This is a genomic window from Peribacillus sp. TH27 (genome assembly GCF_016650915.1).
GTDB classification, from domain to species: domain Bacteria; phylum Bacillota; class Bacilli; order Bacillales; family DSM-1321; genus Peribacillus; species Peribacillus butanolivorans.
On the sequence record NZ_JAEKEV010000002.1, the window covers coordinates 2,444,394 to 2,470,216 of the forward strand.

19 protein-coding genes and 1 pseudogene are annotated in these 25,823 nt (G+C 33.7%); 1 reads left to right on the forward strand and 19 read right to left on the reverse strand.

Annotated elements, in window-relative coordinates:
• Positions 1 to 40 precede the first annotated feature (40 nt).
• The 11 genes and pseudogenes from JFU24_RS31355 to JFU24_RS13290 form a co-directional block, all read right to left on the reverse strand.
• Positions 41 to 1,593, reverse strand: a pseudogene (locus JFU24_RS31355) (condensation domain-containing protein); the annotation flags it as partial.
• A 26-nt stretch (positions 1,594 to 1,619) separates the two neighbouring features.
• Entirely contained in the window at positions 1,620 to 1,886 is a 267-nt protein-coding gene (locus tag JFU24_RS13245) for a phosphopantetheine-binding protein (protein WP_190270362.1), read from the reverse strand.
• An 11-nt stretch (positions 1,887 to 1,897) separates the two neighbouring features.
• On the reverse strand, positions 1,898 to 9,436 hold the full coding sequence (locus JFU24_RS13250) for a non-ribosomal peptide synthetase (RefSeq protein ID WP_201250075.1): 7,539 nt from the start codon (positions 9,434 to 9,436) through the stop codon (positions 1,898 to 1,900).
• An 18-nt stretch (positions 9,437 to 9,454) separates the two neighbouring features.
• Positions 9,455 to 10,114: a hypothetical protein gene (locus JFU24_RS13255; protein WP_201182930.1), complete on the reverse strand. Its 660-nt coding sequence runs from the start codon at positions 10,112 to 10,114 to the stop codon at positions 9,455 to 9,457.
• Positions 10,115 to 10,128: 14 nt separating this feature from the next.
• The gene (locus JFU24_RS13260; RefSeq protein WP_201182939.1) at positions 10,129 to 10,818 is read right to left on the reverse strand and encodes a 4'-phosphopantetheinyl transferase family protein; all 690 of its coding nucleotides are present in this window, start codon (positions 10,816 to 10,818) and stop codon (positions 10,129 to 10,131) included.
• A 480-nt stretch (positions 10,819 to 11,298) separates the two neighbouring features.
• Positions 11,299 to 11,586 (reverse strand): transposase, encoded by a 288-nt coding sequence (locus JFU24_RS13265; protein ID WP_190270366.1) that lies wholly within the window; start codon positions 11,584 to 11,586, stop codon positions 11,299 to 11,301.
• Positions 11,587 to 11,679: 93 nt separating this feature from the next.
• Positions 11,680 to 13,272 (reverse strand): hypothetical protein, encoded by a 1,593-nt coding sequence (locus JFU24_RS13270; RefSeq protein ID WP_201250076.1) that lies wholly within the window; start codon positions 13,270 to 13,272, stop codon positions 11,680 to 11,682.
• Positions 13,247 to 13,963 carry an ABC transporter ATP-binding protein gene (locus tag JFU24_RS13275; RefSeq protein WP_201182945.1) on the reverse strand — a complete coding sequence of 239 codons (717 nt, stop codon included), beginning with the start codon at positions 13,961 to 13,963 and terminating at the stop codon, positions 13,247 to 13,249. The genes JFU24_RS13270 and JFU24_RS13275 overlap by 26 nt, the downstream gene beginning before the upstream one ends.
• Positions 13,964 to 14,012: 49 nt before the next feature.
• Entirely contained in the window at positions 14,013 to 14,801 is a 789-nt protein-coding gene (locus JFU24_RS13280) for an ABC transporter permease (protein WP_201182947.1), read from the reverse strand.
• The gene (locus JFU24_RS13285) at positions 14,798 to 15,703 is read right to left on the reverse strand and encodes an ABC transporter ATP-binding protein (RefSeq protein WP_201182949.1); all 906 of its coding nucleotides are present in this window, start codon (positions 15,701 to 15,703) and stop codon (positions 14,798 to 14,800) included. The genes JFU24_RS13280 and JFU24_RS13285 overlap by 4 nt, the downstream gene beginning before the upstream one ends.
• A complete protein-coding gene (locus JFU24_RS13290; RefSeq protein ID WP_201182951.1) occupies positions 15,700 to 15,939 on the reverse strand; it encodes a PLD nuclease N-terminal domain-containing protein in 240 nt (79 codons plus the stop codon). The genes JFU24_RS13285 and JFU24_RS13290 overlap by 4 nt, the downstream gene beginning before the upstream one ends.
• A 489-nt stretch (positions 15,940 to 16,428) precedes the next feature.
• On the opposite strand from JFU24_RS13290, the gene JFU24_RS13295 reads away from it, so the two are divergent.
• Complete coding sequence (locus JFU24_RS13295; protein WP_201182953.1) at positions 16,429 to 16,974, forward strand: helix-turn-helix domain-containing protein; 546 nt, start codon at positions 16,429 to 16,431, stop codon at positions 16,972 to 16,974.
• 229 nt (positions 16,975 to 17,203) lie between these two features.
• Here the strand turns inward: JFU24_RS13295 and JFU24_RS13300 are convergent, their stop codons facing one another.
• The 8 genes from JFU24_RS13300 to JFU24_RS13335 all read right to left on the reverse strand — a co-directional run bounded on the left by JFU24_RS13300 (position 17,204) and on the right by JFU24_RS13335 (position 25,812).
• Positions 17,204 to 17,764, reverse strand: coding sequence for a thioredoxin family protein (locus JFU24_RS13300; RefSeq protein WP_201250077.1), 561 nt, complete (start codon positions 17,762 to 17,764; stop codon positions 17,204 to 17,206).
• Between the two features lie 416 nt (positions 17,765 to 18,180).
• Entirely contained in the window at positions 18,181 to 19,524 is a 1,344-nt protein-coding gene (locus JFU24_RS13305; RefSeq protein WP_201250078.1) for an LLM class flavin-dependent oxidoreductase, read from the reverse strand.
• Between the two features lie 12 nt (positions 19,525 to 19,536).
• Positions 19,537 to 20,388: a MetQ/NlpA family ABC transporter substrate-binding protein gene (locus JFU24_RS13310; protein WP_201182959.1), complete on the reverse strand. Its 852-nt coding sequence runs from the start codon at positions 20,386 to 20,388 to the stop codon at positions 19,537 to 19,539.
• A gap of 35 nt (positions 20,389 to 20,423) precedes the next feature.
• Complete coding sequence (locus JFU24_RS13315) at positions 20,424 to 21,074, reverse strand: methionine ABC transporter permease (RefSeq protein ID WP_053344412.1); 651 nt, start codon at positions 21,072 to 21,074, stop codon at positions 20,424 to 20,426.
• Positions 21,016 to 22,095, reverse strand: a complete 1,080-nt coding sequence (locus JFU24_RS13320) for a methionine ABC transporter ATP-binding protein (protein ID WP_201250079.1) — start codon at positions 22,093 to 22,095, stop codon at positions 21,016 to 21,018. Before JFU24_RS13320 ends, JFU24_RS13315 begins: the two co-directional genes overlap by 59 nt.
• Before the next feature lie 50 nt (positions 22,096 to 22,145).
• On the reverse strand, positions 22,146 to 22,979 hold the full coding sequence (locus JFU24_RS13325; RefSeq protein ID WP_053344410.1) for a MetQ/NlpA family ABC transporter substrate-binding protein: 834 nt from the start codon (positions 22,977 to 22,979) through the stop codon (positions 22,146 to 22,148).
• A 66-nt stretch (positions 22,980 to 23,045) separates the two neighbouring features.
• Positions 23,046 to 24,080, reverse strand: coding sequence for an LLM class flavin-dependent oxidoreductase (locus JFU24_RS13330; RefSeq protein WP_201250080.1), 1,035 nt, complete (start codon positions 24,078 to 24,080; stop codon positions 23,046 to 23,048).
• A gap of 589 nt (positions 24,081 to 24,669) precedes the next feature.
• Positions 24,670 to 25,812, reverse strand: a complete 1,143-nt coding sequence (locus tag JFU24_RS13335) for an amidohydrolase (RefSeq protein WP_201182967.1) — start codon at positions 25,810 to 25,812, stop codon at positions 24,670 to 24,672.
• Positions 25,813 to 25,823 lie beyond the last annotated feature (11 nt).

Sequence of the window (25,823 nt, forward strand, 5' to 3'; positions counted from 1 at the left end):
TGTCATCTAAATAATCTAAATGACAAATAGGAATATTTGTATTTTGACAAATTTGGAATAACCATTTTTCGAAACTCTTCATGAGTCTTTCGATTGTTTCCCGATGAAATAGTTCATCAGAATACTCGAATTCAAGTACTAGCTTTTGAGAACCCTTTACTTTTATAGTAAGATCATAATTTGAAAAAGGAATGTCGAATTTATCTTTTTCAAGAGTGAAAAATGAATTGCTAAAGCTTCCATCGAAGCTTTCTTCCATTGCCAAAGCTGTTTGGAACAATGGAGAATAACTCAAGTCTCTGTCTGGATTAATGATCTCAACAATTTTTTCAAATGGAAAAGCTTGATGTTCTAATACATCCAAAATCAACTTACGATTTCTGGTTAAGATTGTGTGAAATGATTCTGTATCATCTACTGTTAACTTAAAAGGTAATGTATTAACAAAGCAGCCCACTGTACGAGCAAATTCTTCTTGGCCTCGGTTTGCGACGGTACTCCCGACAATGATTTGATTCTTCCCGGTATACTGACTTAAAAACACTTGATAGGCGGTCATCATAAAAGTATATAAAGTTATACCATTCTTCTTTAAAATCGTGTCTATCAATAAACGAAGTTCATCCGTTATATCCATTTCTAATCTGTCACCTGAATAAGAAGGTGATTTTAGGCGTTGAAAGTCAAATGGAAGTTCTAATACTTCTTCCTCTTGATTCAAATAACTTCCCCAAAACTTTCTTTGACTGGGCGTGCTCTCTTTGACCCACTCCTTATGCCAGGCAGCATAATCTAAATATTGCATTTCAATAGGGGGAATATCCTCAATCCGTCCCGTTTGAATCAATTCATAAATCCCCATTAACTCCTCGAAAAATGTCAAAAACGATACTCCATCAAAAATAATATGGTGAAAATTACATACTAAATAATATTTTTTTCTTCAATTCGAAATAGCTTCATATTAAATAACGGATCATTTTCTAGATTAAAACATCTTTTCATTTCTTCATTAAGATGGGAGGCAACCCTTAAGTTAATCACTTCGGGGTCTACTTTTCGATAGTCTTCATATGCTATTACACTACGACAATCTTTCATAACGAACTGAAGAATTTGATGTTCTTCACCTTTAAAATTCGTCCGCAAAGTTTCATGGCGTTCAATCATAATATCTAGTGCCTGTTGTAAGGCATCGATATCTACTACGCCATTTAAAATAAATTTAAATGGCATATTATAAAGCATTTTCTTTTCCTCTAGTCTATCAAACAGATACATTCGATCTTGATTATGCGAAAGTAATCCTTCACTTTCTCCTCGTTTGAAAGGTTTGTTTTCCTCGTCTTCTCTCATACTAAGAAGCATATCTATGAAACTCGCTAACTTTTCAATATTCGATTGACTTGAAATAATCTCAGGTGTTAACTGAATACCAAACTCTCTTTTTATTGAAGACAAAAACTCATGATGTTTTTCATTTGTTATTAACAATTCATTTATGTTTTCTAACAGTGTTATTTTAAGAGGATCGATAACATTTGAAATCATGTTTACTAGCTTCTCTTCTGTTCCACTAATTTTCCTGTTCATAGGAAATCACCTCAATTCTTTTCCATTCAACTTAACTTATTAATATCATCTAGTTGTTTGATGAGTACTGAAAGTTCCTTAATAGTCGATTGTTCGAACATCACTTTGATTGGTAATTTTACTCCCATGTTATTCTTCACCATTTGAATAAACTGCATTGCTAAAAGAGAGTTTCCTCCTAAATCAAAGAAGCTAGAATCTGTACTAAGGGTTTCTTGATCTAAAATTTCTTTCCAAAATCCAATAAGCTTTTCCTCGATTAACCTTTCCTTAACGACTATGGTAGTTTCCATATATCCTCGCCTCACTTAACTTTTATTTTTTCTAACATTTCATTGAGTAGTTGATTAAATACCGAAATGACTGATGACCTTAACTTCGGATTGACTACTGTCTCATTAAACTTAATTTGAACACTTGAACCAGGAGTAATGATAATGACGATTGGATAATGCGTTGTTTCCCTTCCTTCTTTCAAACTCACCTTGATTTCACTAGTACTAGGTAGTGTCATTGGGTAATTTTCGAAAGCATACAAAGAATCAAACAAGTGATCTTTAGCGTTCGCCCACTCATAAATATCTGATAATGGTGTATTTTCATAGGTACTTAATTCTAAAAACTCTTTTTGAACTTCATTTAGTAGTTCCTTGTAAGACTTCTCTTGGGTGATTTTCTTAATAAACGGGACAGTATTGATAAATGGACCAACCATAATCTCAATATTTTCAACGGGGATATTTCTACCCGATGTCACTACTCCACAACACACATTATCTGTTCCTTTTACTTCCTTTAATGTAGCAAGCCAAATAGTTAGAAAGAGAGTATTAATGGTAATCTTATTTTCCTGACAGAATCGTTGAATGGAAGTACTCAATTCCTCATCTAATACTTTCAAGTAGCAATTCTCAATATATTCCTCGCTTACTAATGCTCCTGTTAAACTAGGTCCTGGAATTTGAACATCTTGCAGTTTCTCCGCCCAATACTCTTGTAGTTCTTTATGCTTCGTATAATCTTTCATATATTCAACATACTTTTTAAATGAGGTACTCACGGATGAAGAAGGTGTTTTTGAATGATAAGTATTAAAAATGTCATTAATCACCATCGAGTAGCTCCAACCGTCCATAATAATATGGTGGAATGTCCATATTAATTGGTACTCATTCTCCGCTAGCTTAACGATCATGAAGCTATTTAACCTATTGTTCTCGATATCTATGCTCTTGTATTGATCTGCTAACAACTTTTCCAGCATCACATGATGATCATTCATTTCTTCATATTGAACTTCGATATCTAGAGAACTCATTAATAGTTGATAAAATATTCCTTTTCTACTTGAATATAATTTGGTTTTTAAAATATCATGTTTCCCTACTATTGTTTTAATGGCATTCTTTAATTTTCGGACATCCAAACAACCTTTGATATCAAAAATGAGTTGTACTTTATACTGGCTGCTCTCACTATCAAGCAAACTATGATATAACATCCCTTTTTGTAGAGAAGTCAGATCATAAATATCAACAATTCGTGATTCGCTGATTAGGAGTTGGTTAAGTTCCTCTTCAGGCATTTTTACTAATGGAAAGTCTTCCGACAAATACGTTGATTCTTTCAATTTTGTCTCTGCTTCTAATGTTCGTAGCAATTCTAGCAAGTTTTTTTCTATATAATTCTCAAAATCTTCTCTTGCAAAATGTCTGTTGTAATTTATTTTTATAGTTTGCTCATCATTTACTACCAGTAATTCAATATCTACTTCATGTTCAGTATAGGAGTTATGTTGAATATCTTGTTCACTAAAAAAGATAACTTCCTTCGCAACTAATTGATTGCTTTGATGAAACCTACCTAAATTATTAAAACTAATAATTGGCTTATTTTGTTTCACATGTGTTTCACCACATAGTTCTGTTATAATTCCATATTCAATCCCTTTATTAGGCAAAGCTCTTAACTTTTTCTTTGTAACTTGAATCGTTTTTGACAATGATTCTGTATTTTCTAGATAAACCGGGCACATCGTCGTAAACCATCCTACTGTTCTAGACAAATCGACATCGTCGAATAATTCTTCGCGACCATGTCCCTCCAAAGTAAAATGAATATCTTTTTTATTGAAATAATTCCCGATTATCCTAGCAAACAGAGATAAATAGAGTTCATCAATAGATGCTTTATAAGCTCTTGTCATTTGATTATAGATTTTGCTTGTGATCTCTTTATTTAGCTTCATTTCAAATGATCTTCCATCGTATACATTCTCTGTTTTAACTAATGGGCTTTCATACACTTCACTTTTTTCGTTTAGCCAGTACTCTTTAATACCTACAGGAATACTCTTTTTATATTCTTTTAGTTTGTTTGCCCATTCTTTAAATGATGTTGTTTTGTTATCCAGTTTTAGTTCTTGATTGTTGATATCTTGAATATATAATCGATCAAAGTCTTCGATTAAGATTCTCCAAGAAACCCCATCAACAATTAAATGATGAATAATCCAAATGATTGTATGCTCATCTTCGTCTGTTTTTATACAAACAATTTTCATCAGCGGCCCGTTTGAAATATTTATACCCTGCTGTGCAACGTTCTCGAGTTTAGAAATTTCTTGTTCTTGTAAGTCCTTATTCATGTTTGATAGATCTACGTATTTTGTACTCCACATTTCGTTGTGGTTCACATTCTTTTCAACTTTTGAAAATGCTTCTTTACTATCAAACCTTGATCTCAGCCCATCGTGATGTTTAACGATATGTGTCATGATCTTTTGAAGCTTTTTCTCACTCATTAGCGGGTAGCCTTTTAACGTTACAGATTGATTCCAATGATTATAATTATCAATTTGTTGAGAGAAAAACCAACTTTGAATGGGTGTAAATGATGCCTTTCCAAAAACATCAGACTGGTTTATTGTTAAATCGCCCTTCAATTCCACAACCTTTGCCAGTTCTTCAATGCTTTGTTTTTCAAAGATGTCTTTTGAAGTAATAAAAAGATTTTCTTTCTTTGCAAGTGAACAAATTTGAATACTTAGGATGGAGTCTCCTCCACATTCAAAGAAGTTATCAAAGATAGTTATTTCCTGATTATTCAGCACTTCTTTCCATATATTTAACAATTTTTGTTCCGTGCCATTAATGACACTTTTTTTGTTAGTCTCTTCCTGATTAGTTCTTGGATCTGGCAAGCTCTTCATATCCACTTTTCCATTAACTGTTAGGGGAAAAGAATTCATTTTAATAAAGTAAGCAGGAATCATATAATGAGGAAGATGATTTTTCATATATACACGGATATGATCTTCTTCCAAGTCATTGTCTGAAATATAATACGCAATAATAAATTTCTTCAATTTAGATTCATCTTTTACTGTGATAAAACAATCCTTTATACCTGTACATTTTTTAAGAACAGCATTGATTTCACCTAGTTCTATTCGATATCCCCGTATTTTCACTTGGTCATCCACTCTACCTACAAATAGTAAATTCCCATCTTCTGTATACTTAACTAAATCCCCAGTTTTATATAGTTTCTTAGAGTGATTAAACGGATTTGGAATAAAACTTTCAAGGTTCTTCTCTGCATTATTTATATATCCTCTTGCAATACCTTTACCGCCAATATACAGTTCACCTATTTGCCCTTTAGGAGTAAGCTTCATTCCAGAATTAAATACGAATGCCTCTACATTTAAGATAGGCTTTCCAATGGGAATCACTGTATCGTCACTTGGAAGTATCTTATATGATGTTGAAACAACAGTACCTTCTGTTGGCCCATAATTATTATATAAATCAAAGCTCAAGCGATTAGGTATCGTTTTTAAACGATCTCCACCTGTCAAAACAGCTCTTATTGATTTTGGAAATTTCATTTCGTTAATAAATAATTGCTCAAGCAGCCCCGTTGAAAAAAATGCGAGTGAGACACTCTCTTTTTCTAACTTCTCTGAAAGGATTTCTACATCAAGTAAATCATAGTAATCTAGTATCACGAGTTTATTCCCATTTGTTAAATACGGGAATATCTCCCAAACAGAAGCATCAAAAGAAGTATTTGAAACTAGTGTTGCTGCGTCTTTTTCATAAACAGAATAATGATTAATATGCCAGTCACAGAGGTTTGCTAATCCACCATGCTCAATCATGACCCCTTTAGGTTTTCCTGTTGTTCCTGAAGTGTAGATGATATAGGCTAAATTATTTTTCGAAATTCGTATAGAATGGAACTCTTCTACTTCACTTTTTTGTTGCTTTAGTATTTCTTCGACCAATATTAGCTTACTTTCTTCGCCAGGATATTTTGAAATTCCCTCATCGTTACTCAAACAATACATGATTTGAGAATCCTCAATCATGTGTTTTAATCGCGACTCTGGTTGTGACGGGTCCAAAGGTACATATCCCGCTCCAACCTTCATAATGGCTAAAATAGTCGTAACCATATTAATTGATCGATCCATAAAAATACCAATTTTATCTTCTATACCAACATGGTTTCGGAATAAGTGATGTGCAATCTGATTTGCACGAGCATTTAGCTCGCCAAATGTTATTTCGTCATCGCCATGAACAATGGCAATATCTTCGAAATTTGTTTTTACTTTATTCTCAAACCTAGTAATTACATCTTCAAAGTGATGATCATCCATTATTTCCAGATTTACTTTACTTGTACTCATTTCAATTATTGTTCGAAACTGTGCGGGCTCTAAATAAGACAAATCCCTTAGCTGCTTGTCATCCTGCGTTGTAATTTCTTGCAGCCAATGTTGAAAATTGTTAGCCATTCTTTGAATCGTAGTTTTATTAAATAATGATTTGTTAAATTCAAAAGAAATGACTAATGCATCATCAAATTCTTCTACTTGTACAACCAAATCAAATTTTGCTTTAAATGCATTAATTTTTTTAGGTTTTAATTTTAAAGTTTTATATGTTAACTTTTCTTTTTGGTTATTTTGTAGTACAAAAACAGTATCGAACAAAGGCGTTGAATCTATGGTCCTATCTAATGATAAATGTTTCAAAATTTTCTCTGTCGGTAAATTTTGGTGGTCAAAAACAGCTGTTATATTTTTTATATTTTTTCTCAAAATCTCTTCAAATGAATCTTCCAGAAAAACATTAATTTTAAAGGGCAAGGTGTTAACGAAATAACCTATTAATTGTTCCGTATCGACATTGTTTCTCTTCGCCAATGGGCTTCCTACAACAACTTCTTCTTCATCAAAATATACAGATAAAAAGGTTTGATATGCGGTTAGTAAACTCATAAACAAGGTTGATTTTGTTCTTTTGTGAAGATCTTCAAGATTTTTTTGAATATCTTTTGGTAATAAAAAGCTGATAATATCGGAAGTATTTTTACTATCATCTGTTTTTTGATAATCATATTGTAATAGGGACTTTTGACGCATTGTAGCTATTTCATTACTCCAGAACTCGTTGTCCTTGCTACTTATATAATTTGGTGAGGTTTTTTGCCATAAAGCATAATCACCATATTGAATAGATCTGTTATCTAAATCATTCTTTTTTCCATTCTCGATTTCCTCATAAATAGCAAACCAGTCGTTGATCAATAATGGAATCGACCAACCATCAAAAATAATATGATGGATATTACATATCAATTGATATTCACATTCGTTTGTCTTCACTAATGTAACCGACAAGAGAGGACCATTTTCTATATCAAATTGTCGTTCCGTTTCTTCTTTCACCCATTGATTTATTTTTTCTTCCTTTTTGTCTAAAGGAATATTCGAAATATCAAAGTAGTTAATAAAATGATAAGTCGACTCATCAAAAGCTAAGATACCTTTTCCAGATTGTTCTTGAATGACACTTTTTAAAATATGATGTTTCCTGCTCAACTTATCTAACGATATTTCCAGATTTCCTTTATTCACTCCTCCTGATATTTCATAAGAAAAAACTATGTTATATAAGGATTTGTCTACATTTGTTTGGTGAATAAACCACAAGTTTTCTTGCTCATATGATAAAGGGTATGTTCTCGTATCATTTATTTTTATAGGTATATACTCTTGCTTTTCCTCTTTATTTTTCCGAGTTTCTATAACTTTGGATAATTTTGTAATCGTGTCGTTTTCCAACATCTCTGATGGAGCAAACTCGATATTAAATAGATTTTTTATATTGACAATTAATCTCATTATCGATAATGAGTTCATTCCACTTTCAAGTAGTGACTGATTGTTTCTTATAGCCTCATTACCTATAATACTTACAACCATTTCTCTTACTTTCTCACTTATTTTTTCATCTACTACCAGACTCTCAGTAGTAGAGGTAGTTTCACAATCTTTTTTACTATCTACTTTGGGTAATAATAATTTATCTAGTTTCCCATTTACAGTTAAAGGAATTTTTTCTATCTTGATAAAAAAACTTGGGATCATATAAGCTGGCAACGAGCTTCTTACACTTTCCCTCAAATAGTCAGCAGCTAATTCTTCATCCGCAACATAGTATAAAAATAAATGCATATCATCGTTAAATGCTGTATCCGTTGTAACAACAGCATTTTTGATGTGTTTCACATTGTTGTACGCGCTCTCTATCTCTCCTAATTCAATTCTAAAACCTCTTAACTGGACCTGCTCATCATTCCTGGAAACATATTGAAGTTCATCATCATTTAAAACTTTCACTACATCCCCGGACTTATAGTAACGAACGTTATCAATATATGTAAATTTCTTCTCATTCATTATGATATTTTTATAGTAACCTAACGAAACACCTTTTCCTGAAATATACAACTCGCCTTCTTCATCTGAAGTTACTTCTTCTCCAAGTTGATTTATTACTTTAAACCCAAGGTGTGGCAAGACTTTACCGATATTTGTAATCCCTTTTTCAACATCACTTTTTTCAATCTCTTTGTATGTTACATGAACGGTAGTTTCAGTTATTCCATACATATTTATTAGTTTTGGTAACTTACTATTTTCTAGTGAAAACCAATGGGTCAACTTTTTGAAGTTTAATGCTTCTCCACCAAAAATTATGTATTTTAAATTCAATTCATTTTGACGATTAATGATTTCTTCACTCACCTCGAAGAAAGCGCTTGGAGTACAATTAAAAATTGTCGTTTGTGTACGTACCATTAAATCAACAAATGATATTGGATTTCGGCTTTCTTCAAATGAAACCACTACAACTTCTCCGCCATAAATCCAAGCACCCCACATCTCCCATACAGAAAAATCAAATGCGTAGGAATGGAAAAATGTCCATTTATCTTTATTATTAAGATCGAACAAATTCTCGCATCCTAAAAACAAGTTCATAACATTTTCATGTGACACACATACTCCTTTAGGATCACCTGTAGAGCCAGAGGTAAAAATAATATAGGCTGGATCCTTAGGGTCAACTAATGTGTTTGAATTATCACCTGTCATATCTTTTGATTTCTCTATCACTTCATCAATTGTTAAATAATCACAATCATTGTCGTTTATCTTACCTATGTCCCCTATTAATAACTTTAATTCTGAATTTTTTATAATATGTTTTACTCTTTTATTCGGACTTTTAGGGTCAATTGGTACATAGGTTACACCCAATTTAAGTAATGCTACTATTAAAAATAAAACATACTCGGATTTTTCAATATAAATCCCAACATTGTCTCCTTTTTTTATCCCTTTATTCTTTAAGTACATTGCCATTTTATTTGCTAAGATATTCGTTTCTTTATATGTAAAGTGCTTATCCTTATTTCTTATCGCAATATTATCCTCATGTCTTCTTACACTTTCTTCAAACAAATATACTAAAGAATTCATATTCACTGTTTTCCCCCATTATTTTAAATATGTGCCTGATGCGACCGTCAACATATGAAAAACTAAAGAAATTAAGGCTATGATAATTGTTATGATTAATGCATTTTTCCTTTTAATAAGTGCTAATTTTTCTAAGCTATAACTAAATACAATTAAACTAATAATATAAAACAGTTCAAACTCTGCCATGAATGTGTGCAGTAAAGAATTTTCATCATGCACTAGTAAAGCTAAACTAGTAAATGTTGTTTCTTTGCTCTTCACTAAGAGAGCGATGATTGCATTAACACCAGATCCAACTACAATGAATATCCCTGCATTTATAACAGCTTGACATATCCCTTTTATGTTTACAGGTCTTACCTTTAGAACTAAAAATAATAGACATACAATTAATATTTGAATAATAAATGTGACCAATAATCCTAAAGACCCCATTACAATTGTATTAATGACAAAATTCATAGCCCCTATCTCAGAAATGGACATGCCATTTAAAACACTCATCCCTTTTTGATCTGCAGAATATAATAAAAGTGTTGTTTCGATACCAGCAATTAAACTAAGCATTAATAGAGATATTATTAATTTGTAAACTTTTCCCTCTTTTTTAAAAAGAAATTGTGCTAGTTTGTTATTACTTTTACCTTGCGCATTTGATTCCATTTTTAATTCCATTGATATTTCCCCTATTAATTTATTTTTTTAGAATTTACTGGAAATGTAACGCTTCTTATTTCATCTTTCACGAGCTCAACAGTTGATTTGTATTGAGTAAAGTTTTCATAAAAAAGTGAAATACTATTATTTTTAATATCAAACTTCGAAATTTCATAGATTTGAAGTGGAGATGTTAATCCTGTTTTTAGTATTTTTGATAAACTTTCTTTTGCACTAAAGAAAATTTCTTTACTTAAAACACCATTGCTTTCCTTAATCAGCTTTTTCTCACATTCCGTTAGATATGTCTCTAAAAATTCAGAATCAGTTTTCGTTTTAGTTTCAATATCAATTCCCATTGGATGTAATTGATCAAAAATTAATATTCCGAAAGTTTTATCTGTATGTGTGATGGAAATCCCTAAATTAATTGACGGTAATAGGTTATTAACAATAACCGGTTGTCCAAAGACACCTTTCAACAGGGATATATTCTTTATTTCACTCAAACCGATATCTAGAAATTCCATAATTGCTAATTTTCCACAGTATAAACTTTTCTTTGCTTCTATGATTCTTTTGATTCCCTTTTGCAAATTTAAATATTTCCATTCTTGTTCGTTGAATATTTCATCAGCATATTCCAAATTAACTGAAGTTGATTCATAAAACTTGATGAAAGATTTGTAAATATTGCTTCTATTCATAAAATATTCAATCAATTACTATATTCCTCCTCTTCAACTGTTAGAATCACTGAAAAAGTCCTCACTTTTCATCCACTTTCTTACATAAAGGTTATACTTTTTATACAATAAATGGTTTTTATGGATGAATTGTTACCTATTATCATTATCGATAACACTTTATCACAACAATTTTACAGAGTCTATTAAAAATTTGTAAATTTTCTACAATACATAGCAACTTTACCAATTTTTCGAACTTTTTTCTCTAAAAGAGTATTTTCATAACATTTTTTGTGCGAATTTTGTGATTAAAAATTTCTTTTTCATAAGTTCGTTTAATAATTTATGGATAGTCAACAGATCAAAAAACATCAAAAATCAAATTGATTGCTTTCTTACTAAACAACAAAAAACCATATTTTATTTTTTTTCACTTTAATTTTGTGAAAAAAATAAAATATAGTTTTTCGTAATGTCGTATATATTCAATATCCGATCCTTTATGGTTAAGAATCATTTTGGTTGTTTCGTAAAAATATACATTGCCTTTTTTAAAATCTCGTTCTCTTCTTTTAGATCTTTGATTATTTTGTCCTTTTCTTCTGTCAATCTAAGCTCCGAAGAAACATTATTTGCGTCTTCAAAGCCCTGTTCGTTATTTTCTTTATAGGTATTGACCCAATTTCGTAAAGTTGGTATAGAAATATCAAGCTCTTCAGCCAATTCTCTAGGCTTCCTGCCTTCTTCCAATACTAATCGAGCAGCGTAAATTTTAAAATCTTTATCATGGTGCTTCCCCATAAATAGACACTCCTTTTTTAAATTTATTTAGTGCTGCCAATTTTCTATATCTCCCTTTAACATAGTAAGAATACTTTTCTAATATAAAGATTTTTATAAAGCCACTTTCAACCTATTTATCAAAATAGAAATTGTTATTATTACGATCATTAATATTATCAGAGCTGCTAAGAGAGGTTGGACACTGAACCAAATCAAGCAAAAATGAATGGTCGCAATAATGATTAAAATTGGCAATCCATATAATAGACTTATTAATACATTTGGGTTTGATTTAATTGCCTCAGATGGATTCTCCCATTCTATACTTGGGTTTTTCATATCAAATATTGGTGTTAGAAGATTGTAGCAAACTACTAAACAAGAAATAATTATTAACATGACTACATTTTCTAATTTCCAATGACCAAACAGTGCAAAGAACAAAAAGCTAACTACTACCGCTATAATACTCATTATTGATGAAAATATTACTTTAGAAAAATACACATATCCTTTATTAAACGGTGCACTCTTCAATAAATAATGGTATTTCCCTTCTCTTGAATAAGGGGTTCCACTTATATTATTTATACAACACAAGAAAAGGACCGAATATGAAAAGTATTTATCAAAAACTCCTTCTTTTGTTATGTTTAAATAATTCGGAAGCACTTCATTCTGTATTAACAATAGCATTACAATTGAAAATATTGGCGGTAATAAAAGACCTAAAGCTACTTGCATTTTAAAATAAGCTTCAGACTTAATAATCCATATCTCTCTTTGTAAATAGTTATTCCATTGATTTTTAGTGATATGAACCCTTGAGTTTTTCAAGCTCGTTTTGTTATTTTCTAATAACCCATTTTTAAAATAATTCACAGAAATATTTTCTATAATAAAAGAAAATAATAAGAGACTAAGTATTACTATAGAAATATAAATTATAAAAAATTGAACAGTTATTTGATTTGAAGCAAAAGCATTGATGATCCACTTTATCACTGGAATCATGTTTGCGGTTTCATAAATGTGTTTTAGTATAAATTCTATCGAGTTTTTTAGCCCTTCAATAGAAGTTATATCAATTTCCGAAAAAACCTTTGACATTTTAATTGTTGATTTGCTGGCAAAATAAATAATTGAAATAATCGAAAGCAGTATAATGACAGCAATGTTCACCATTAAATATGCTACTTTATTTTTAAATTTATAATAATATCTATTTATACAAGATAGAATAAATAAAAGGAGCAATGCTATTAATCCATTGACAATTGGTATAAATAACAACAATTTAATCGCTTCCACAAACTTTAGATCGATTATCAAGAACCCTAAGGTCGGTACTTGGACTGCCATTGATAAGACGATAGGCACCCATAAGCTACTGATCACTTTTGCTGTTGAAATCTTCTTATATGAGAGTGGGAGAGGTGCTAATACGTTAAATTCATAATAAGCAAAAACTTGTGAAGTAGATAAATAGCAAACCAAAGCAAAGACGAGAATACTAGAAATTGTTAGATTGTAAAACATAAAAACTTGAGTGTTTCCAAGAAAATAAACAAAGGCGTTTACAACAGTTAATTGTAAAAACATATAAAAAACGGCTATTATTAATACAACCTGTAGCATTGTCTGCTTGGGCTTTTTATAGAAGGAGGAAACAATAAATCTAGTTAATTGAAGTTTTTCCTTCATATACTTGCGCCTCCATAAAGATAGATTCTAATGAGCTTTCACCTATAATATTTTTTATCTCATCATGCAAGATGATTTTTCCCTCTTTTAAAATAGCCACTGTATTACAAACTTTCTCTGCTACATCTAACAAATGTGTTGAGAAAAATACTGTACCACCCTTTTCAACGTATTGTTTGATTAAACCCTTATAAACTAACACTGCGTTTGGATCTAATCCATTTAATGGTTCATCCATAATGATGATCGGTGGATTTATTGTAAAAGCTGCTATCAATGATACTTTATGCATCATTCCATAGGAATAGCTTCCCATTGGCTTATTAATGGACTCTTGCATACCAAACCGACTGATATATTCATCCAAACTTTCGTTGTCCTCATTATCGTATAGGTTCATCAAAAAACGAATCCAGTCCAACCCCGAAACGTTTTTAAATACATTAATGGTATCAGGGATGAAGAAAAATTGTTTTTTATATTCTATGCCGTCTTCTTTGGTCAGCCCATTTATTTCAACCATTCCATTTTCATAATCTAATATGCCCGTAATAATATTTAATGTCGTTGTTTTCCCTGCACCATTTGCTCCTATAAAACCTAAAATTTCCCCTTTTTTTATTTGTAAATTTACACCGTTTAAAATTTTCTTGGTTGAGTAACTTTTTTCTAAATCTGTGATGCTTAACAATGTTATCATCCCCCCATCACTTCATGATTAACACATTTCTGCCTTCTACTTATTCATTATTAAATTTCTTTTTAGAAATCCATATGTTTGTTACTAAGATTGTTAGTGCTGACAATACAATTGTCGATATTACACTCCAGATTACATCTGTATTGACTGTTCCTAAAATAAGTACTTCCATAGCATGTTTACTCATACTTGCCGGGTTCACATTGTCTATAACAGGACTTAAACCCACTACGATTCTACAGCCCAGTAAAAATACTATTGATATTAATGCAATAATACCCTGACTATTAAAAATAGTACTGATCATTGTCGTGAATGAAACTATAAATAGAATCCACATCAGATAGAACAACAAAGCTACTAATAAGTCCACAAAATCAACTCTCGTAAACAATAAAATAACATACAGATATGAGACCAAGTATCCTAGCACTACACTGCAAGCAACAAACAAATAATTGGAAATAACTTTTCCACTTATATAAGAAACAACCGTAACAGGTCTTGTAAGAATAAAGGCTAACATACCATTTGCTTTATCAGACTGTACGACCCCCATCATGGAAACGATTATAATCATGACCCCTAATTGATCAAATTGAGACCCTAATGTACTAGCAAGTACTTCGCCGCCTTTTTGAGCAGCCATACTTGGATCAATAGTGATCCCTTGGCCTCCACCTAGTGCCTTTAATATTGAAGGTAAGTAATAACTAACAACTGGTTGAGTTAATCCTAAAAATATAAATACAAGAGGCAGCCAAATAACTTTGAATTCACGTACCATCTGCACAAATTCCTTTTTCGCTAAAACGGTAAAATTATTCATTTTCCCACCACCAATTTTAAGAATATCTCTTCCAATGTATCGTTATCTATTTCAAACCGTACAAGATCAACATTGTGTTCCAGAGCACTCGCCAGTAATAAATTCTTATTTAATTCTATATTTTCCACTTCTATTTTTAATTTATTTCCAATTACCTCTACACCTTTTACAAAGTTTAAGCTTTTAACGATTTCAATCCATTCTTGATTTTTAACTGTTAAATCAACATTAATTTTATTTTCACTATTCCTGTTTAATAATTCTGTCATTGTAGTATCTTCAATTTTTTCACCATTCTTTATAATGACAAATCTCTCACATATTTCTTCTGCATCACTTAATATATGTGTTGATAATAAAATGGTCGTCTCTTTCTTTATTTCTTCTATTATATTTAGAACTTCTCTTCGACCAATTGGATCTAATGCCGAAACCGGTTCATCCATTACAATCAAAGATGGTTTATGTAACAATGCTTGTGCAATTCCAAGTCTCTGTTTCATTCCACCTGAAAAGGTTCTTACCTTTGAATTCTCTTCCCCACTTAACCCTACTTTCGACATTATTTCTGGAATACTCCGTGTTAATTCTTCCTTCTTTATTCCTGATAGCTGTCCCATAAAAGTAAGGGTTTCTTTGGCAGTCATCCATTGAAAAAAGTTTGGGTATTGTGGTAAGTAGCCTATTTCCCTTTTCATTTTAGAAATTTTCTTACCACCAAGTAAGACTTCTCCCATGCTTGGATCTATAATATCTGCAATAACTTTTATTAGTGTCGATTTACCTGCCCCATTAGGCCCTATCAATCCAACACATTCCCCTGATTGTAGTTCCATTGAAAAATTATTAACCGCTGTTTTTTCTTTAAATTTTTTAGTAACATTTTTGATTTCTAATTTCATATTCTGTCACTGTCCTTTCTACCAATAACAAAGTACAGTATTGGACCAAGAGTGTTTACAAAAATAATAATGAGTGTCCACAATAAAATATTTTTCCTCGTTTTTCGATGTCTGTATAAATCAATTAAAGCTATAAGGACTAAAATAAATCCAATAGCAATTACCGGTAAAATAATCGGCAGAAAAGACATGAAATCAATATTCTTAAATTCGTCCCATCCGTAATGCAATTGCATAACTACCACTCCTATAATTTAATAACTCAAAATAAAATGTTATCATTATTGATAATGATAACATGATAATTGGAATATTGCACCTGTTTTTTTCTTTTAAAAATATTGTTTTAGTTTTTATTGTTATTTATAATGATAATATTATCATTATAAATAATAACAAAAATATAGTGGGATTTATGTAAGCTAAAAGCTAGGATTTTTTAATCCTATTGTATGAACTCATTTCATCTTTTTAAAAAATAATTACATATATTTTTAAAAAAATGCATATTACTTTCTTCAAAATACATTACGGTAAAAATTTTCTAATTTGATTAAATGTATTCTTCTACTATTATCTTACTTAAATGAAAATGATTTAACCATACACTATATGACAAAATGAAGTTATTATTCGTGATCTATATGATAAGAAAAGAACAATATTGGGATTATCGAATTGATTATCATTATGTAGTATCAAATTTCTAATGTAAGGAGAATAAAATGGTTAATAAAGCTGAAATTTTAATGCACCCCGTAAGAATAAAGATCTCCCAAGCTTTAATGAGAAACAGAGAAAATGGATTAACACCACTAGAAATGTTAAAAATCATTAAAGATGTACCTCAGGCAACATTGTATCGACATATACAAGTTTTGTTAGATTCTGGAGTTATTCGCATTGTGAAAGAAAAAAAAGTGAGATCAGTTTCCGAAAAATACTACGTTTTGAATGAAGAAGAGGCACGACTTAGTGGAGAAGAGTGGAAAAAATCTTCTAATGAGAAAAAGTTGAACTATTATTCGTATTATCAATTATCACTTATGACTCAATATCAAAATTACCTTACTAAATTAGAAGAACGAGATTGCTCAGAAGATGGTTCAACCTTTTCACTTTTAGAACTAAAGCTTGATGATGAAAGTTTTATTAACTTTCAAAATGAATTAAACGATCTAATGTTAAAATACTACAAAGCCACGAACCAAAGTGCTAAACAGGATTCTCCAATTCGAACCATTGGCGTTACCATTATTCCAGAATCATAAACAAATGAAAAAAGGCTGCCCAAAACCAAGGTGCCATGAACCCTGCCCTTAACATATAGAAAAAAACACTACAAATAAAAAAACGAGTGTAAAACAGCTTACGTTTTACACTCGTTTTTTTTTGAGTTACACCAACGCTTCTCTTCTTATTGGAGAGGCTTTCAGTAAGGTAGCCGGGTTTATAGAACAATAAAATATCCGCGTTTTAAACGTGGAAGTAATTCAAATTTTATATCTTTACTAAGGCTTCTTTTATACTGCTGTATACTTCGTTCCAAAGCTGTTTATCTTCAGAAAAAGCTTTAGTCATTTTTTTAAATACTTCTTTTTGCTCTGCCTCGAAGCTTTCGTCATCCTTAGGTGGCAGAACTGATCGCAACTCCATTACTTTCTCTTGTACCTTTGGCGCACGAGGCCCCCAAACCGCTTTTTCTTCACCATTCTTATCAATAAATATAAAAATAGGAATTGAACGCGCTGTTCCATTTGTTAAGTATTGATCTATCAGCTCAAGGTTTTGATCACGTAAAACCATGTGAGTTTCAATATTTGCGGCTTCTGCAATGTTTAAAAGAATAGGTATATTCATCATCGCGTCTCCGCACCAGTCTTCAGTAATGATAATAACTCGAAGGTCTTTCGCTTTTAAATCATTAAAAAAATCTTGGTCTACCTCCGAAACAGAAAACCGATCATAAATCGATTGTAAGCTTTCTTTATGAACATTCATCGAAGCAACAAAGTCTTTAGCAGGAATCCCCTTTTCAAACCATTCATTCAAAGTCGTCATCATAATTCTCCTATCTTTATTTATTTAAAAGTACCATAAACAACTTATGATTTCATTGTTTCCACTCTAATAATCAACAAGATTTTCCGAGTTGTGGATCACTAACAGCAGCCTGATAAGTAAAAACATGTTTTCTTTCTCGTGTGAAAAGGGAAAACTCTAATTACAATTAAAAGCTAGGGCTAACTAACTATTATATTTTGAGCATTCAGTCAGTTATTTGCTGTGTACCGGTAATTTCCGGCAGCATCATGATTGGTGATTCTTCTATAAACAAAAAAGTCATATATATAGGTAGGAGAAAAGAATGGAGGGGCTAGGATTTCTCCTTGTCTCTCTTTCCTTTGTCCGCACCTAATATATGCCTTCATTTGATGGATATAACGAAGATGTGAGAAATCTAATCCTTACTCCCCTTAATTTGCTATTTCTTCATTAACAAAGCGATTTTTTGGATTCTTTAATCCAAGGTGATCACGGAGAGTGTCTCCTTCGTAGTCCAAACGGAACAAGCCCCTCTCCTGTAAAATTGGAACAACCATCTCGACGAAATCCTCTAAGTCGCCTGGTAACAGTGGAAATTGAAGCATAAAGCCATCTGCAGCTTTTTCGGTAAACCATACCTCCATTTCATCGGCTACTTGAGTTGGTGTACCGACAAATCTATCACGTCTGGCAGGACTGAAAAATCTCGCATATAATTCACCGACTTTTAAGTCTTCTTCATCAATAATTTTCTTCATTTCATTAAAGTTACTTTGTATGCTATTTACTGATGGAAACTCAACATCCTTCGCTAACGTATCTAAAGAATATTTAGAAAAATCAACATTGCCCATATAACCAGAAACGAATTTCAAACTCTCATAAGGGTCGACGAGACTTTGGAGTTTGAGATATTTTTGAATTGCTATTTCTTCGGTTTCTCCGATAATAGGGGAAATGCCGTGAAGGATGTGGAGCTCCTCTCCGCTTCTTCCAAAATCCATTAAATACGATTTTAATTCTTGATAATATCGTTTCGATTCTTCAATGTTATCCCAATGTGTGAAAACGACTTCGGCTGTTCGAGCGGCTAATCTCTTCCCTGGTATAGAGGCACCCGCTTGAATAATAACCGGCTGTCCCTGCACCGAGCGTGCAATATTCAACGGACCTTTAACCGAAAAATAGTTGCCTTTATAATGAAGCTCATGCACTTTATCAGGATCAAAAAATTGTCCCGTTTCTTTGTTATACACAAATGCATCATCTTCCCAAGAATCCCATAATCCTTGCACAACGTCGATGAACTCCTCTGCTCGTTCATAACGATGATCGTGCGCCCAATGTTTATCGCGACTGAAATTCAAGGCTGTCTCTCCGGTCGCATCAGCTGTTGTAACAACATTCCACCCCACACGTCCGCCACTTATATGGTCAACAGAAGCAAATTGGCGAGCGAGTACATAAGGTTCACTGTACGTTGTAGAAGCTGTCGCCCCAATGCCAATTTTTTCTGTCGCTGCAGCTAATGCTGTAATTAGTACAATCGGATCAAATCGATTAAGTATTTGAGGATGCGATTCATGATTAATGGCCAAACTATCTGCCACAAAGGCAAGATCAAATTTCCCTTTCTCCGCAATTTTTGACAGTCTTTGCAAAGCTTTCACATCAATACTTGCATTCGGATTTGATGCCGGATGTCGCCACGACGCAACATGCATACCTGTTCCAATCAGATAAGCAGCTAGCTTCATCTGTCTGTCTTGAGCCATTCTAATCTCTCCTTATTTATTAGAATATATCTCCTTATAACTGCTCAATTCTTTCAAGGTAATGAATGTTGGAATATAGTTTCCATTATAGGTATCTTCAATAAATTTAGCTGTTTCCTCTGATTGATAGAGATCAACTAATTTTCGGAAAATTTCATTGTCTTGATCTTCACTCCTAGCTGCTATGATATTAATATAAGGCTTTGCAGTATTATTTTCATGAACAAGAGCATCTTTTAAAGTGAGTCCCGCTTCTACCGCAACTCCATTATTAATCACCGAACCAGCTGTATCTTCCATCACACGTGGAGCACTGGCACTATCGACAGGAACAATTTCGATTTTCTTCGGATTTTCTTTTATTTTGTCCTGTCCACCACTTCCGTCAAAGTCATCAACAACCTTTAAGAGTTTTGCTTCTTGTAATAACAATAAAGCTCTTCCCCAGTTTGCTGGGTCATTGGGCACAGCAATTTGTGCACCATTTGGAATTTCTTCCACCGATTTATATTTACTTGAATACAAACCGAGAGGAGCAATAATTGTAGTCCCAATTGGAACGATATCTGTATCGTTCTTCGCATTAAATGAATCTAAATAGGCAACATGTTGAAAGGCGTTGATATCAATATCCCCTTCTGCCAGCGCTTCGTTCGGATCATAAGCCGATGAGAAATTAACAATTTCAATTTCCACCCCTTCTTTTTCAGCCTGTTCCTTTAAAAATTCCCATGTTCGAAGTTCAGAATTTCTAATCCCGACCTTCACTTTCGTTTGTTTCCCTCCCGCATTAGTTGAATCACTTGAGCAACCTGTCAATAACACCCCCAAAATAAGCAATAAAGGTAAAATACATTTTTTCATCATTTATTCCCCTCTCTGTCTGTTCAGTACCACCACTACACCCTTCTAATTTTTCGTTCGAGTATATTTCCTAAACTTTGTACTCCCTGAACTACAATTACTAGAATTACAACGGTGACGAATATCGTAATAGTACTAAAGCGTTGATAGCCATATGTTATCGCTACATCACCAAGTCCACCGCCACCTATAGCTCCTGCCATAGCTGTAGCGCCTACTAAACCAATTGTTGCAGTTGTTATACTCAGAATTAACGACGCAAAAGCCTCAGGCATTAAAAACCTGAAAATAATTTGTAACGGTGTTGCTCCCATAGCTTTCGCAGCTTCAATAATGCCTTCATCTACTTCTAATAGCGAATTCTCTACAAGTCTTGAGATATATGGGCCAATATGAAGCACGAGTGGTACAATTGCTGCTGTCGTACCAATCGACGTACCAACAATTAGTCTTGTGAATGGAATAATCGCCACAAGCAAGATAATAAACGGAATCGATCGGAAAATGTTTACAATTGGATTCACTATAGAAAAAATAAATCTATTTTCATAAATATGACCTTTTCTTGTTACAACCAATAATATGCCTAAGAATATTCCAATGATGCTTCCAAAAAAAAGTGAAATACTAACCATGTACAGCGTTTCCCACAATGCGTTTAAAATGAGCTCTTTGCTGACTTCCATCCTTCGTAACCTCCTTCACTTCAACCTTTTGATTCTTTATAAACTGTAATGCCCGATTTATTTCATCATCATTTCCTATTATTTCAACAATTAAATTACCAAATGGGATGCCTTGTAACTCAGTAATATTGCCGAACAGAACGTTTATTTCCACACTAAACCTCTTCGCTGTTTTTGAAACGATAGGCTGCCCAGAGCTCAACCCAAAAAAATCAATTTTAAAAATACGGCTGAAATAGGCATCCTCTTGTAGCAACCCATATACACTTGATGGCACTTCATCGCGAACAACCGATCGAATGAAGTTACGTGTTGTTTCTGTTCGTGGACGGGCAAAAATATCGAACACATTTCCTGATTCAATCACGCTACCATCCTCCATCACTGCAACCCGATTACAAATTTCTTTAATCACTTCCATTTCGTGCGTGATAATTAGAATGGTAATTTTATATTCATCATTTATCCGTTTCAACAGATTCAAGATTGATTTTGTTGTTTGTGGATCCAATGCCGATGTTGCTTCATCACATAATAGAATCGAAGGGTTTGTAGCCAACGCACGGGCAATCCCGACACGCTGCTTTTGTCCTCCTGATAGCTGATTTGGATAATTCTTTGCTTTGTCTTCTAGACCAACAAAGCGGAGAATCTCATAAACTCGTTCTTCAATCTCTTTTTTCTTTTTTTTACTTAACAATAATGGCATCGCCACATTATCAAAGACTGTTTTGGAATTAAGTAAATTAAAATGCTGAAAAATCATGCCAATATTTTTCTTAGCTTCACGCAAATCTTTTTCAGACATCTTTGCTAGATCTTTTCCTTCTACAATCACTTCACCTAAAGTAGGATATTCTAATAGATTCACAGTTCGGATGAGTGTACTTTTTCCTGCTCCACTAAAACCGATGACTCCGAATATATCCCCTTTTTCAACGGTTATATTAATCTCCTTTAACGCTTCAATTTTCTTCTCTCCGTCATCAAATACTTTTGAAACCTGACGAAATTCAATCAAAGTGGCCACTTCCTCTTTTTAACTAGTTTGGTTTAGAAAACTCACTTCACTTAAAACGCAGGCACGACGGCTCCTTCATATTTATCTAAAATAAATTCTTTGACCTTTTCCGTCGTTAAGGCATTCGCAAGCTTTTGGATCGCTTTATCGTCCTTATTGTCTGGACGAGCAACTAAAATGTTAACATATGGTGAATCCTTTCCTTCAATTATCAGTGCATCATCGAGAGGTTTTAACCCTCCTTCTAGCGCATAGTTTGTGTTAATGGCCGACGCTTCCACATCGTCAAGCGAGTGAACTAAAAGAGGGGAATCGACTGGAATGAATTCTATTTTTTTATCATTTTTTGTAATATCCTCAATCGTATAATCCCCTGACTTAGACGAATCCAACTCAATGATATTATTTGCTGCAAAAAGCTGTAACGCTCGTGAAAAGTTTACTGGATCTTTCGGTACGGCTACTTTCGCTCCGTCTGACAATTCCCCTATAGACTTAATTTTCTTGGAATAGACACCAAATGGTTCAATATGTACGCCCTTCACATTAACCAAATTTAAACCACTATCTTTATTTACTTGCTCTAAATACGGTGTATGTTGAAAGAAGTTTGCATCCAATTCTTTGTTTGCTGTTTGTTGATTCGTTTGAATACCATCCGTAGAAATCACTACTTCTAGTTTCACGCCCTGTCTTTCTAAATCCGGTGCGATAAACTCTAAAATTTCGGCATGTGGAATCGAGGCTGCACTAATTTTCAAAGTCACTTCCTCATCTTTGTCTCCTTTACTCTCCGATGATGTTTGCTCATTATTTCCACAAGCTCCTAATACCAGTAATACTACTGTTAAAATCGTCACTGACAGCCATTTAATTTTCTTCAATGTTCCTCACTCCTTTTTTTATCCTTTTATATTGGAATAAATACTTGCAAATATTTATCAGCTGATTCATATCCGCTGGATGTTTTCTTTTCCTTCTATATGTATAGTCTCTTCCCCTAAGAGAAGCGGACTCAACAACTGAAATGATTGGATCCGTTCTACTTCTTTTCGGAGCGGTGTATGTAAAATAAATTCATCCACTTGATAAGTTTTATGAAGTTCCTTTAAAATTCCGTTTACATATCCTGGAGTCCCAGCAATAACACTTGCGGTCTGCTCTTCTATTTCGTAAGCCTCACCAGCCTGCTTCTCAAATGATTCAGCCTGTTCACGTGATTGAACTGTCAACGTTCGGCCACTTTGAAGATGAACTTTAAATAGTTTGTGATCGCTTGCCAGCTCCTCTGCTTTTTGTTGGGTAGGGGCTGCCACAACGGCTACAGATACGATAAAACGACCATCTGGGTACTTGCTTCGGTAAGCAGAGGAGGCTTCATTCAGCATGGTATCATCACTATTAATAAATCTGGCGAATACAAAATCCATTCCGAGGTTAGCGGCTAGTTGAGCACTGTTTGAACTGGCACCAAGCAGAAAAGTTTCGGGCTTCTCAGGCGGTATCGGTGTTGCTTGAATACCAGAGAGAAAGTGATCGTCATTGATTGAATTTTCAATAATCTCTTGCAATAAGGATGCACGTTCCCCAAAATCTTTTCCATCATTTACAGTTCCAAATTGTAATGCCTTTGTTGATAAAGGAAATCCACCTGGTGCTTTACCAATGCCAAGATCTACCCTCCCCGGGGCAAGAGTGGATAAAACATGAAAATTTTCAGCGACTTTATAAGGACTGTAGTGCTGAAGCATGACACCTCCCGAACCTACACGAATGGATGTGGTTTGCGATAATAAATAAGAAATTAATACTTCCGGTGAAGATCCAGCAACTTGTTCCATATGATGATGTTCCGATACCCAAAAACGGGTATATCCCCACTCTTCAGCTTTTTGAGCTAGGTTTACGGTTTGCTTAAGTGCATCAACTGCCGAATTCCCAGGAAAAATGGGGCTTTGATCTAATATTCCAAGCTTAAAACTCATATATCTCCCTCCAATCATCAATACCAAGTTAACAAATCGAATTAGTTGTTTTAATTCGATTGAAATTCATCCTAACATTGTAAACAAGCACTTGACAACACCTTATTTGATAGAAAAATTTATTTAATTGATAAAAAAACTCTATCATTCGCTTATGAGTATGGAATACCTTTGCCAAATTACTTAAACTCACTTTCGCCTATTAGGGTTAAGAAATATTTTTATAGAGACCTAATCTTCTAAACCCTATCAGAACTAAGAATCATCAATGAGAGGAAGAGAAAAGGATAGAGGAATCTATGAAAAACTTGAATGAATTAATGAACGAAGAGTGGCTATGTAGTTAAGGAAAAATGGAGGGGGCAATGTTCGCATCAGCTGACTTGCAGAAGAGAAAAGAGGCTCCCAATCGGATAAGTCATTCACGGAGCTTCCACAACACAAAAGCAGCTATCTGAATAGTTAATTTGTGGTGGATATATCATGCCTTTGCTTGAAATTAAGTTGCAGATATCCTTGGAATTACGACAACTAGGGTGCTAGGCACGAACCAATTTTAGATCGTGTCTGACACCTTTGTCATGTATGTTCACCACTTACCCTGGTTATGTAATAAATCCTTGGCACTTTCATATAAAAAATAAGCGGCTTTAATAATGGATTTTTCATCAACAGTAAAAGCTGGATGATGCCAGTCTTCGTTTCCGTTTGTACCAAAAAAGGCAAAGGTACCGGGGATATGTTGAAGGTAATAAGCGAAATCTTCACCACCCATTGAAGATTCTGGATTGATTACATGCAATGATTGCTGCCGAGCAGACACGCGTGCCATCTCTGTAACTGCAGGATGATTAAGAAGCGCAGGGGGCCCAGGAAACCAACCAATCTCAGCTTCCTGTGAAAAAGCAGCTGCAATATGATTCACAATCGAATAAAACTTTTCTGTTACTTCTTCGCGGATCCCAGAATTAAAGGTTCGAATCGTTCCTTCCAATATGACGTCACCCGGAATTACATTCCAAGTGTTTCCACCTGTTATTCTCGTAACACTCACCACAGCACAATCTAATGGGGATACATTCCGGCTGACGATAGTTTGAAGAGCGGTAATAAGCTGAGCCGCTGCCGCTATTGGATCTTTTCCGTTTTGAGGGATGGCCGCGTGGCTCCCCTTCCCTTGAAGAACAATATGAAAACGGTCCACTGCCGCCATTAACGGACCATCTTTTATCCCAATGGTGCCGACAGGCAAATTGGGTTTATTGTGCAGTCCAATCACAGCCGCTACATCGTCAATTTGACCATCTTTTATCACATGCACCGCTCCACCACCTAATTCTTCTGCGGGTTGAAAAAGCAATCGCACTGTCCCGGACAACTCTGATTGATATTCTTTTAAAAGGTAGGCAGCACCTATTGCAGCTGCCGTATGAAAATCATGGCCGCAAGCATGCATCACTCCTTTTACTTTCGAAGCAAATGGAAGCCCGGTTCGTTCCTCAATCGGAAGAGCATCGATATCCGCCCTTATGGCTACTGTCGGTCCGGGTTTACCACCCTTTATATCTGCAAAAACACCTGTTTTCAATCCTGTATGACGGATCTCAATGCCCTCTTCCTCGAGCCACGTTTGTATCGATTTTGTCGTTTCAAATTCTTCATTTGATAACTCCGGATATTGATGTAAATGGCGCCGTATCGATATTAAGCGATTTTCCAGCTCTCGACTCATACAGTCGCCTC